This is a genomic window from Calothrix rhizosoleniae SC01 (genome assembly GCF_900185595.1).
Classification (GTDB): Bacteria; Cyanobacteriota; Cyanobacteriia; order Cyanobacteriales; family Nostocaceae; genus Calothrix_A; species Calothrix_A rhizosoleniae.
In genome coordinates, this window is record NZ_FYBH01000297.1 from 1 (window position 1) to 12778 (window position 12778).

Annotated in this window: 7 protein-coding genes and 1 pseudogene; 2 read left to right on the forward strand and 6 right to left on the reverse strand. The window is 40.9% G+C overall.

What is annotated here, in order from left to right; translation table 11 throughout:
- Window positions 1–465 precede the first annotated feature (465 nt).
- Entirely contained in the window at window positions 466–1806 is a 1341-nt protein-coding gene (locus CALSC_RS17850; protein ID WP_088242646.1) for a PQQ-dependent sugar dehydrogenase, read from the forward strand.
- A 162-nt stretch (window positions 1807–1968) separates the two neighbouring features.
- Here the strand turns inward: CALSC_RS17850 and secA are convergent, their stop codons facing one another.
- The 5 genes from secA to CALSC_RS17875 form a co-directional block, all read right to left on the reverse strand.
- Window positions 1969–4764, reverse strand: coding sequence for a preprotein translocase subunit SecA (secA, locus tag CALSC_RS17855; RefSeq protein ID WP_088242647.1), 2796 nt, complete (start codon window positions 4762–4764; stop codon window positions 1969–1971).
- A gap of 356 nt (window positions 4765–5120) precedes the next feature.
- On the reverse strand, window positions 5121–6521 hold the full coding sequence (locus CALSC_RS17860; RefSeq protein ID WP_088242648.1) for a ferredoxin:protochlorophyllide reductase (ATP-dependent) subunit N: 1401 nt from the start codon (window positions 6519–6521) through the stop codon (window positions 5121–5123).
- Between the two features lie 166 nt (window positions 6522–6687).
- Window positions 6688–7509, reverse strand: a complete 822-nt coding sequence (locus tag CALSC_RS17865) for a DUF5331 domain-containing protein (protein WP_088242649.1) — start codon at window positions 7507–7509, stop codon at window positions 6688–6690.
- 29 nt (window positions 7510–7538) lie between these two features.
- Complete coding sequence (bchL, locus tag CALSC_RS17870; protein WP_088242650.1) at window positions 7539–8405, reverse strand: ferredoxin:protochlorophyllide reductase (ATP-dependent) iron-sulfur ATP-binding protein; 867 nt, start codon at window positions 8403–8405, stop codon at window positions 7539–7541.
- Between the two features lie 732 nt (window positions 8406–9137).
- Window positions 9138–11198 (reverse strand): prolyl oligopeptidase family serine peptidase, encoded by a 2061-nt coding sequence (locus tag CALSC_RS17875; RefSeq protein WP_088242651.1) that lies wholly within the window; start codon window positions 11196–11198, stop codon window positions 9138–9140.
- A gap of 726 nt (window positions 11199–11924) precedes the next feature.
- On the opposite strand from CALSC_RS17875, the gene CALSC_RS17880 reads away from it, so the two are divergent.
- On the forward strand, window positions 11925–12452 hold the full coding sequence (locus CALSC_RS17880) for a universal stress protein (protein WP_088242652.1): 528 nt from the start codon (window positions 11925–11927) through the stop codon (window positions 12450–12452).
- A gap of 116 nt (window positions 12453–12568) precedes the next feature.
- Here the strand turns inward: CALSC_RS17880 and CALSC_RS26595 are convergent.
- Window positions 12569–12778 (reverse strand): annotated as a pseudogene (locus tag CALSC_RS26595) (low molecular weight phosphatase family protein); the annotation flags it as partial.

Below are 12778 nucleotides of genomic sequence, written 5' to 3' on the forward strand. Positions count from 1 at the left end.
TTATGGGGATAAGCCCACAGGTGAATTTATTTGCCATCGCAAAATGATACGATATAATTGCTGGTCTATTCCATCCGCCGTTCCTGGGAAAGCGGTATGCAAATAATTATGTAAAGCCGAGACTAGCAACAAGAAAGCGAATAACCCTCTAAACCCATGAACTAGAAAGAGTACCGAGCACCAGAAAGTAACTTTTTTTGATCGACAAAGTAAGAAGAGGGCATCCCCGAACTGTGGACTACGTATTCCAGTACCCTTGTGGAGAGCAAATCCCTGAGTAACTTGCTCAAGCTCGATAATTCGTTGGTACACGGTTAGAAGAGTGGGAGGAACTGCAGCGCCCTTGTGTATTAAAGTTAGCTCTGTGAAACAACAAGAATCTACTGCGTTCTACCCATGAGGAGTGTCAACAATTGGAGATTATTTAGTTATAGTGACTTATTCACTTATGCAAATTTCCTAATTATGCGACTTTTGCCTTTATCCCTTGTTAATTTTTTATTGATTTTAACCGCAGGATGTAGTCAGAATCCCCGAGTTGTCAATCATTCTACTCCTAAGGCAACTACATTTTCTACGCAGTTAATACAAAATTCTATAGCAATCAAAAATAGTATTTCCACCAAGCCACTCAAATCTAAGCCAATTCGGATTAATATTAACAACCTACCTAAACCTTTTGACTCAACTAGTAGTTCTAAACCACCCCAAGTACTACCTATTCCCACCAATCCTACTTTAAGATTACCACCAGGGTTTGTTGTCAATGTGTTTGCAGAAGGTTTGGATGCTCCCCGATGGTTGGCTTTAAGCCCTAGCGGTGATGTGCTGGTAACGGAAACTAGACAGAATCGAATTAGTTTATTGCGGGATAGCAATGGTGATGGTGTAGCTGATGAGAAAAAGACTTTTGCAACCGCAGTCAATGGATTAAATATTCCCTTTGGCATGACTTTTGGAGAAAATACTTTCTTCTTGGGTAACACCAATGCTGTTTTACGTTTTCCTTATAGTCAAGGTCAGCAGCAACTAAGTGGTAAGGGAGAAAAAATTGCTACTCTTCCTGGTGGTGGTTATAACCAACATTGGACGAGGAATGTAGTTATATCGCCAGATGGGAAAAAATTATATGTGTCTATTGGTTCTCGTAGTAATGTAGATGAGGAATCTCTACCACGGGCTTCTGTACAACAAATGAACCTGGATGGCTCCCAACAAAAAACCTTTGCTTTTGGTTTGCGTAACCCGGTGGGGATGGATTTTCATCCAGTAACCAAGGAACTTTATACTACGGTGAATGAGCGGGATGGGATGGGTGATGATTTAGTCCCCGATTACCTGACACGCATCCGTGAGGGAGAATTTTATGGGTGGCCCTATGCTTATCTTAAGCCCAGTTATCTCGACCCTCGGCAAATGGTTGCTAGCAAAAGTAAGCGTCCTGACTTAGCTGCACGCACAAAAACTCCAGACGTGTTGTTTCAATCACATTCGGCTGCATTAGGATTGCAATTTTACGACGGTAAGAATTTTCCCAAAAAATACCATAATGGGTCTTTTGTAGCTTTTCGTGGCTCTTGGAACCGCGATCGCGGCACTGGCTATAAGATTGTATTTGTACCTTTCAATACTAAAGGAAGACCGCAAAATTACTATGAAGACTTTCTTGATGGTTTTTTGATCGATTCTTCTCAACCTTCCACCTGGGGTCGTCCTGTGGGTTTGTTGGTATTACCCGATGGTAGTTTGATTTTTACAGAAGAAAGTAATAATCGGATTTATCGAATTCAGTATCGGGGAAGTTAAGGAGGAGGGAAGGAGGGAAGTGTGGGGGATGAAATAACTAACGATCAATCATCAACCCTCACTCCATCACTCCATCACTCTCTCACTCCCCACACTCCCCACACACCCCTCTTCCACAGGATTGATGCTCCAGAACCCGTGAAAAGTAAGATAAAAATGGTCTTAAACCATAGAGTCGGAAGTTTGCACTACTTGCTGTGGTTGGGGCTGAAACATAAACAAGGAGTAAACCACATCTCGGCGAATATTAGTCATCATATCCAAGAAGAGTTCATAACCTTCGCTCTTATACTCAATTAACGGATCTTTTTGACCATAACCACGCAATCCAACAGATTCCCGCAGGGCATCCATTTGTTGCAAGTGTTCCCGCCACAATGTATCAATGCGCTGTAAAATAAAGAAGCGTTCTGCCTGTCGCATCAATCCGGGCTGAATTTCATCCACTTGGGCTTCTTTCATATCGTAAGCAATTCGCACCTGTTCGTGCAGGAAGGCTTTGATATCAGTCATAGGCATATCTTCCAGCTGATTGGGCTGCAAATCCTCCAGTAGATAGATGAATTCTTTCACCTTTTCTACTAATTTGTCTAATTCCCATTCCTCTGAAGGTAAATCTGGGTTGATGTAGAAATCGACGATTTCATCCATCGTTTTTTCAGCGTACTTAATTACCAGTTCCTTCAATTCTTGACCTTCCAATACCCGGCGACGTTCGGCATAGATGGCGCGACGTTGGTTATTCATCACCTCATCATACTCAAACACCTGTTTCCGGATGTCGTAGTAGTAGGTTTCAACTTTTTTCTGCGCCCCTTCCAAACTACGGGTTAACATCCCCGATTCAATGGGCATATCTTCTTCTACTTTGAAGGCGTTCATTAATCCAGCCACGCGATCGCCACCAAAGATCCGTAGTAGATTATCCTCTAGACTGAGGAAAAATCTGGTTGAGCCGGGATCCCCTTGTCGTCCTGCACGTCCCCGTAATTGGTTGTCTACTCGGCGGGATTCGTGACGTTCTGTACCAATTACGTGTAATCCCCCCAGTTCAATTACTTGATCATGTTCGTTATCGGTTACTTGTTCATATTCTGTTTTGATCTGCTGATAAGCATCCCGCAATTTCTGAATTACTTGCTCCTCCGTGGGTGCTTTTTCCGCCGCCACTGCAACTTTCTCTTCTGCTTCTAACTCAGATAAACTGCGCTCTCCGTATTCTCGCACTGCGAAATCTACGGCTGTTTTCAGTAACTTCTCAGTCGCTGATGTCAGTTGAGCCGGAAATACCTCTGGGGAAGCCTTCCATGTTTTTACTTTCTTTCCTGGTATAAATCCTTGACCACCACCATCACTTCCTGCGGGTAAACCTGATGCCTTTTGCACGGCAAAGGAGTTTTCATCTTCTGGTTGTACAATACGGGGCATGAAGAATTCTCGCACCTTCAGACGAGCCATGTACTCTGCATTACCACCCAAGATAATATCAGTACCCCTACCAGCCATATTCGTAGCAATGGTCACAGCACCCATACGTCCCGCCTGAGCAACAATTTCTGCTTCCCGTTCTACATTTTCGGGTCTGGCGTTGAGGAGTTCGTTGGGCACCCCTTCTACTTTCAACAAATGGCTGAGATACTCAGATTTTTCCACACTAGTAGTACCAACCAATACAGGTCTACCATTTTTGTGCATTTCTGCACAATCTTTAGCGATCGCTTTCCATTTACCTTCTTCTGTCTTAAATACCATATCAGACTCATCTTGTCTTTGTCTGACTCTGTTGGTAGGAATTACAGTTACTTCCAGTTTATAAATTTTTTCAAATTCTGCTTCTTCTGTTTTTGCTGTCCCTGTCATCCCTGATAGTTTGGGATACAACAAAAATAGATTTTGATAGGTGATAGTAGCTAAAGTTTGGGTTTCTGGTTGAATTTCCACCCGTTCCTTAGCTTCAATGGCTTGGTGTAATCCATCACTCCATCGCCGTCCGGGAAGGACTCGACCAGTAAATTCATCCACAATTACCACTTCATCATTGCGGACAATATAAGTTACATCTTTGAGGAATAATTCTTTAGCTTTAATGGCATTGAATATAAAATGTGCCCAAGGATCTTCTGGATCGAATAAGTCTTGAACTCCTAGTAATCTTTCTGCTTCTGCAAATCCCTCATCACTTAACAGCACATTACGGGCTTTTTCATCTACCTCATAATGGTCTTCTTTATTCAGTTCTGTGGCTATACGGGCAGCTTCGACATATTTTTCCGTTGGTCTTTCTACCTGACCAGATATAATTAATGGTGTGCGGGCTTCATCAATTAAAATTGAGTCTACTTCATCAATCACGCAGTAATTGAAGGGGCGTTGTACCACATCAGCAATTGATGTCGCCATATTATCCCGCAGATAGTCGAATCCGACTTCACTGTTGGTGACATAGGTAATGTCACAATCGTAATTCTTTTTCCGTTCTGAGGGGCTCATGCTGGACTGAATTAACCCCACACTTAGCCCTAGGAAGCGATGTATTTGTCCCATCCATTCCGCATCACGGCGAGCTAGGTAATCGTTAACAGTAACGACGTGAACACCTTTACCGCTAATACCGTTCAAATAACTGGGTAGAGTTGCAACTAAGGTTTTACCCTCACCAGTTTTCATTTCTGCAATTTGTCCGGTGTGTAGGATCGAACCACCCAGAATTTGCACATCAAAGTGTCGCAAACCCAAGACTCGTTTGCCTGCTTCCCTGACTACAGCAAAAGCCTCTGCTAGAATGTCCTCCAAAGTTTCGCCTTTTTTTAGTCGCTCTCTAAACTCCGCTGTTTTACCCTTCAGTTCTTCATCCGTAAGAGCTGAGATGTCTTCCTCAAAAAGATTAACTTCAGTAACGTAAGGTTTATATTTTTTCAGCTTACGAGCGTTGGGATCGCCCAGCAAAGTTTTTAGCATAATGGGTATAACAAAAAATCAAGGGGATGGAAATGAAAATTTTGGTATTTTATTGTAAATACTTAATTTAACTCAATATGTTAGTCAAGGAATGGCTGGGAGTTAAGAATTTTCTCCCCAGTGCCCATTAGCTGACTTAATGATTGGGTTTAATTTTAGTTTATAGTTAAGACTTTAATAATAGTATCATTTTGCCCCAATATCGAGCAGTAAACCCCGACCAAATAAAAGTAGCGATTGCCGTCCATTTCTGATGACAAACAAAAGGACGATTCTCAAGAAGAGAAAATCGTCCTCATTAATAGTTACTTACCCTTAGCAGAAGTAGCTAAGGGACAGTGCAAAGAGTGATACTGTTAAACCTTAGATTCTTCTTTTACTAATTTATCCCAACCTAAACCTTTTAGGTTATTATTTCGACGTAAGGGACGAGTAACTAACTCTAGGATATCACGAGCATTAGTAAAGCCGTGAATCTGGGCAAAAGTAAATTCTACAGACCACTTAGTGGTGATACCTCGTGCTTCTAAGGGATTGGCATGTGCCATACCTGTAATCACTAGGTCTGGGTTTAATTCATTGATCCGTTGCAACTGATTATAGTTGTCTGGCTTCTCTACAATATTTGGCAGGGAAACACCCATTTGTTCACAAGTTTTTTCCAGCAATGCCAATTCCGCAGCTTGATAACGCTTATCCATGTAGGGAATACCAATTTCAGGAACAGTCATGCCACAACGCACCAAAAACCTTGCTAGGGAGATTTCCAACAGGTTATCACCCATGAAAAACACGGACTTACCACGAATTAGTTGCACATAATCCTCTAAACTTTCCCATATTTTCGCCTCCCGTTCATCCATCCCTTGGGGAGTAATACCAAATACAGAGCAAATTTTCTCAATCCAAGCCCGAGTCCCATCAGGGCCAATGGGGAATGGTGCCCCAATTAGTTTACACTTGCGCCGACGCATGAGGGTAGTAGCTGTACGACTGAGGAATGGATTGACACCAGCGACATAATACCCTTCCTCAACCACGGGTAGTTCTGTGAAGCGTTTAGCTGGTAGCCAACCAGAAACTTTAATCCCTTGTTTTTTCAGCTCCAGGCTTAATTGGGTAACTACGGGATCCGGGAGAGAACCAAACAGAACTAGGGGGGGATGATCTATATATTCTGATTCTTCTTGAGCAACTTCTTCTTTCCGCTTACCAAAGTTGATCAACTTTTGAATGGCATTGCGCTCACCCTTCTCCACTTCTGCCACAGGAGCCTCTGCAGGGCAACGTAAAGCCATAGATGCCAGCACAGTATCCTCCCCTTGGGTAAAGGCGTAATCTAAGCCATTAGCACGGGCGACAACAATGGGAATACCGATTTCTGCCTCCAGTTTCGGTGCTAACCCTTCTAAATCCATTTTGATAATTTCAGTAGTGCAAGTGCCAATCCAGACAATTACACTGGGGTTGCGATCGCGTTTTATTTGCAAACACAGGCGCTTTAATTCTTCATAATCATTTAACTGGGCGGAAATATCACCTTCTTCCAACTCAGCCATAGCATAGCGGGGTTCGGCAAAAATCATTACCCCCATCGCATTTTGGAGGAAATAGCCACAAGTCTTTGTCCCAATTACCAAAAAGAAACTATCTTCTATTTTTTGGTACAACCAAGCTACACAACTAATTGGACAAAAGGTATGATAATTACCTGTTTCACAATCAAAATTTAAAGCTTCTGGTTTTGCAACGGTCATTTTAATATTTTCTCCCTTTGAGATTACAAGCACATGAGGCAAAGTGAAGGATTTCGGTTGGAAACTGCTGCATTTATTGACTGTCAACTACCACTAAATCCGCAACACTCATCCCAGGGAATATCTCCCAAAATCACAAATTGCCATTGCCTCATTGTGGCTGCTATTAATTGTGGGAGAAGATTTCCGCCATTTCCGTGGTGTCAATAGCGTCAGTTGACATTTCTTCCCCATCTTGGTTATCTGCTTCTCCATTTTGAGAAGCGTTCTCTTCACTCCAGACATCTTTCATAACATCGCCAAATGCATCATCAGCAGAAGCACCGATATCATCAAACATCTGGTCATCAATTTGTTCTTCAAGTTCACCAGCAGCAGAGTCAACTGTCTGGGAATCTTTTAAATCATCGAAGGAAATATCCCCAAATGCATCATTGCTGGCTCCAACCTGTGATTCTTCAAAGCCAGCTTCTGAGAAATTTGACATCCCATTTTGTGGCTCTTCAGACATCTGAAATGTGTCACTATCATCGGTGGACATTGCAGACATTCCATCTTCCATAACCGTTTCCGAAGTTGTGAAGCGTGTATCCATTTCTGCCACAGTGTCATTGGATACTCCTTCATGGCGTACTTCATCCATGACATATTCTGAGTTGTCATCATCAGCAGACTCTGACATCATGGAACTGGATTGCATTGAATTATAATTACCCAGCGCAACATCTGGATCGAAATGTAAGCCTAAAACCTCCACTAAAATATCAGCATCAGCATTTAACCTGGAAAAGGGTAGCATCAACTGCGCTAACTTGGGTTCTAGTGCATTGGCTACACCCAGGATGAGGTAGGAAGAAGGGCGTTTTCCGCCATCTGGAGTGTAAACAGACTCAACCTCCATGTGGAGCTTGATCCAATCCCGATTAAGTTGAAAAAATTGTAGCCACTTATTTTTGAGTGAATCTGTAAAACTATAAAAGAACGCCATATTATCCTCATCCTGAGAAACTAAATGATTTATACAATCATCAAGTTTAGTTCCTCTTCCGGATTAAGAGCTGGGGGTTTTTTCGGATTTAAGTAAAAATCTGATAATAAAGAAAATAAATCTCTATCCTGAGCGTCTTGTGGAACAACACCTTCAGGTCGAGAAAGAATTTGGTCGGCAATGTTAAGATAGTACTCGCATACGTAATTTAACGATGGCTCTTTTTCCGCCATTTCAAACAAAGTTTTTCCTTTTACCCGAGAAATACGGATATCTTCAATTAAAGGTAATACTTCTAAAACTGGCATAGGTACGGTATCTACGTACTTGTCGATTAAATCCCGCTTAGAAGTACGGTTACCAATTAACCCAGCTAAACGTAAGGGGTGAGTCCGGGCTTTTTCCCTGACAGAAGCGGCAATGCGGTTAGCTGCAAATAAAGCATCAAAGCCATTATCTGTAACAATCATGCAGTAATCTGCATAGTTGAGGGGAGCTGCAAATCCACCACAAACCACGTCACCCAATACATCAAACAGTATGACATCATACTCATCAAAAGCATTGAGTTCCTTCAGTAATTTTACTGTTTCTCCAACCACATAACCTCCGCAGCCTGCACCAGCCGGGGGACCACCTGCTTCTACGCAATCAACTCCGCCATAGCCTTTATAAATTACATCTTCGGGCCAAACATCTTCGTAGTGGTAGTCTTTTTCTTGCAAAGTATCAATGATTGTTGGAATCAAGAACCCTGTGAGGGTAAATGTACTGTCATGTTTGGGATCGCAGCCAATTTGCAGCACTTTTTTACCGCGTTTGGCTAGGGCGACGGAAATATTACAACTGGTTGTGGATTTGCCGATTCCACCTTTCCCGTAAACTGCTAATTTCACTTTTTTGCCTCTTCAAAATGGTTTCTGAGCAAAATCTGCGCTCAAATAATTGCTTTCACCTAGCCGCCTATGGCGATGTGTGATGTCTGGTGAGTTTCATTATTATGGAAACTTCTAGGAAAAGAAAGGGGTTAAATATCTAAAAAAAGCTGATATATGGATAAATTTAAATTATTAAAATATTATTTTGTTAATTAGGCTATTTAAAATCTTAAAAAGCTTATAAATAATCTAATCAGCACTTTTATATTTGTTTTTTTATAAAAATAGTTACAAAATAAAAAATATTGCAGTAAATACTACTAATGGCTATTAATAAGTACAAATACATAGGCAACTTTCGTGCTGCAATGGAGATTACTCCATATTCACATCTTGCACCTTCTGAATAATGGTAAGGTGGGCAGTGCCCACCCTACGAAATAATAAGGGTTACAGGCGATAATTCTCTCATGGGATCATGTGGTGCAAGATATGAGCATATTCTCCTGGCTAAAAATTGATAAATGTAGTGAATCCTGGGAAAATATCCCAAATTATGATATTGAGTTTTGACTGAATTCAAATATCAATGCAAAAAAATATTACATTTAGTTTTTGTGTACCAAATTTTCCTGGTAGCGCCATATGATTCAAAGGCAGGGGGCAGGGAGCAGGGAGCAGGAGAGAAACCCCATACATGAATGTGGGGGCTTGAAATAAGGAATTATTACTTATTACTTGCCCCTAGCGCTACATTTCCAGATTGTGAGCCAAAAACGACCACCTATCTGCTATCTCATCAATTATTTTAGTGGTAGGTTTACCTGCACCATGTCCGGCTTTGGTTTCAATCCGAATTAATACTGGTGTATTACCACTATGAGCTGCTTGTAGAGCCGCAGCAAATTTGAAACTATGGACGGGTACCACACGATCATCATGATCTGCGGTGGTAATCATGGTTGCTGGGTAAGTTGTACCTGGTTTCAGATTATGCAGAGGAGAATAGGCGTAAAGTGCTGTAAATTCCTCCTTATTCTCTGGGGAGCCATATTCAGATATCCAAGCCCAACCAATAGTAAATTTGTGGAACCGCAGCATATCCATGACACCCACAGATGGTAAAGTCACAGCAAACAAATCTGGACGTTGAGTCATGCAAGCACCTACTAGCAATCCTCCATTACTACCACCAGCGATCGCTAGTTTACCTTTTTGAGTATACTTGTTCTGAATCAACCATTCTGCCGCTCCAATAAAGTCATCAAAGACATTTTGCTTGTTTAACTTCATTCCAGCCTGATGCCATTCTTGTCCGTACTCACCCCCACCCCGTAAATTGGGAACTGCATATACCCCTCCCATTTCCATCCACACCAACATACTGACGGAAAAACTAGGTGTGAGGGAGACGTTAAAACCACCATATCCATATAAATAAGTAGGGTTGTCTCCGTCGAATTTAATACCTTTTTTAGAGGTAATAAACATCGGTATTTTCGTACCATCTTTACTTTGGTAAAAAACTTGTCTGGTTTCGTAATCTGCGGGATTAAAATCAACTTGTGGCGATCGCAAAACTTGACTTTTTCCGGTCACCATATCGTAGCGGTATATAGTGGTCGGTGTAGTGAAACTAGTAAAACTATAAAAAGTTTCTCTGTCATTTCGCTTGCCATAAAAACCACCAACAGAACCAATCCCAGGTAATTCTACCTGCCTTACCAATAAACCACTGAGGTCAAAAATCTTAATTTGGCTGTGAGCATCTTGAAGATAACTAGCAATAAATTGGTTGTTAATAATACTCACATTCCTCAAAGTATCCACGGATTGTGGGAGAATTTCCTGCCAATATTTTGACTCTGGTTTTTGGGTGTTAATAGCAATGATTTTCCCCCGTGGTGCATTAACATCAGTACGGAAATAAAACACACCCTTGTCATTGCCAATAAAGCTATAATTTGCGGTAAAATTACTAATTAATTCCACCACCTTGCCATCAGGATTGGTTAAATCTTGATAGAAAACTAAATTACGGCGATCCGTACCCAACCAAACAGAAATAATTAGATATTGTCCATCCTCTGTTACCTTTCCAGAAAATCCCCATTCCTTATGGTCAGAGCGTTGGTAGATTAAAGTATCTTTTGATTGGGGTGTACCTATTCTGTGGTAGTAGAGTTTTTGATAATAGTTGACATCCTCAAATTTGTTTTTTCCCGTGGGTTGATCGTAGCGGCTGTAGAAAAAACCCAGACTATTACTAGTCCAAGAAACACGAGAAAATTTAACCCATTGTAGGCTATCTGATAAATCTTTGCCTGTTTCAACATCCCTGACCTTCCATTGTTGCCAGTCAGAACCAGAAGTAGATATACCATATGCTAATAGCTTACCATCATCGCTAACAGATAATCCTGATAGGGCAACTGTACCATCCGCAGATAATTTATTGGGATCTAGCAGTACTTTAGGTTGAGCATCCAACCTATTTAAGGTATACAAGACACTTTGATTTTGTAAACCGTTATTTTTTAAGTAAAAGTACTTGTTACCCTCCTGAAATGGGATACCATATTTTTCATAATCCCAAAGCTTTGTCAATCGCTGCTTAATTTTTTCCCTAGAGGGTATTGCTTGTAAGTAGCTAAAAGTAACTTGGTTTTGTGCCTTGATCCAAGCCTTAGTTTCCTGGGAATCGCTATCTTCTAGCCACCGATAGGGATCTTTAACCACAGTACCGTGATAATTATCAGTTTGCTCCATTTTGAGGCTAGGTGGGTAATTGAGGGGTTTGACAGCAGACATCGTTGTTGATGGTAATTTATTCTCTACATGGTACTGATAAAATTGTGTATCAATAGATGAATCCGGGAAAATTTTCTCTTGGTAGTTGCTAGCTATATGGCTGTCAGTATTGTATGTCGTATTTGACCCCTTGGGGAGCGTCGCAAGTTCTGGGCTATATGCTTGCCCAAAATTGGATGTACTTACTGTAAGCAATAGGGTTAATAAGAAAAATTGAGCAATATTGATTATTTTCACAATATAGTTGGTAAAGTTTTGTCCTCTATTTATTCAATCCCTCTATTTTGCTTCAGGTTCATAAATTATTCCCAGTTTTGTACTAAAATTAAGACTAAAGGGATAAGTTTATTTAACATTTTTTGGATATCCTATTAATATAGGGCTCCTGGAATTGAAAATACATACTAAATCTCAAATGCCTCTTTAACAAAGGCTATGGCTTGAAAATAACTATGCCCTATTAGGCATTTTCACCACAGGAATCAAATAGGATTCCCCATAATAGCAATCTACAACCGTAATCTCTGAATATTTAGTCAACTGCTTCTTGCACTAGTGCTCCACCAAGGGAACTATGCCTGGTTAAGAGTGAGAAGAAAAAGTTATTTTCTCCCCACACTTTCCACACTTTCCACACTCCCCTCTCTCCTCTTTTTATAAGCGGTTTAGCTAGGATTGCTAGATAATTTATACCAACTGAATCTAGAACATTGAGGAAATATACTTATGTTTAGAAAAATTTTAGTTGCATTAGATCAGTCTGACAATGCCCAGCAAGTTTATGAACATGCTCTGTGTCTAGCAAAAACCAATAATGCTAATTTAATGCTTCTCCACGTTCTATCCCATGAAGAAGATGGTAGTCCCTATCCACCTCCATTTTCTTATTGGAACTACAGTCCCCAATTAAGTGCCCAAACTTGGGAATTTTACCAAAAGCAATGGGAAACCTATAAGAATGAAGGACTAAAGATTCTTCAATCCTATGCTGCTGAAGCAAATACCGCAGGTATCGATACTGAATTTCGGCAAATTTTGGGTAATCCTGGTAGTGTTATCTGTGACCTTGCCCGTAGTTGGGAAGCTGACTTAATTATAGTAGGACGCAGGGGTCGTAGTGGCTTGACAGAATTTTTCTTGGGTAGTGTGAGTAATTATGTGTTGCACCATGCACCTTGCTCCACTCTGACAGTTCATACAGCGATTGCAAATAAAGAAACTCCTGTATCTGAAGCCGCAGCTAGCGCCAAATAAAAGTTTTTCAGAATTGGTACTCCTGGTAAAAATATTTGAGTTTTTGAAGTGCGATCGCTCTTTCAATAATTAAGATCAAAATCATCGGTGAAGTTAGAAAAAAGCGATCGCTCTTTTTATGATAATCTTCCTATTAGTTGCACCAGTTTACCTTCTAATTCTTTCATTGCCATCGCTGGTGCAGTAATGTGCGTGTCGTGAATTAACCAGTATTCAACAGTATCTGTCCACTGGGGAAAACGTTCTAAAATTAGTGGTTGATGTTCTTCCTTATCTAAGGCAATAATTAGGTCAGCCAGCACAAAATCTTGATTGATTGCCTGTTG

Coding starts and splice junctions, on each gene's coding strand:
- CALSC_RS17880 (WP_088242652.1), top strand. CDS start 11,925: ATGTTTAGAAAAATTTTAGTTGCATTAGATCAGTCTGACAATGCCCAG.
- CALSC_RS17850 (WP_088242646.1), top strand. CDS start 466: ATGCGACTTTTGCCTTTATCCCTTGTTAATTTTTTATTGATTTTAACC.
- CALSC_RS17875 (WP_088242651.1), bottom strand. CDS start 11,198: ATGTCTGCTGTCAAACCCCTCAATTACCCACCTAGCCTCAAAATGGAG.
- secA (WP_088242647.1), bottom strand. CDS start 4,764: ATGCTAAAAACTTTGCTGGGCGATCCCAACGCTCGTAAGCTGAAAAAA.
- CALSC_RS17860 (WP_088242648.1), bottom strand. CDS start 6,521: ATGACCGTTGCAAAACCAGAAGCTTTAAATTTTGATTGTGAAACAGGT.
- CALSC_RS17865 (WP_088242649.1), bottom strand. CDS start 7,509: ATGGCGTTCTTTTATAGTTTTACAGATTCACTCAAAAATAAGTGGCTA.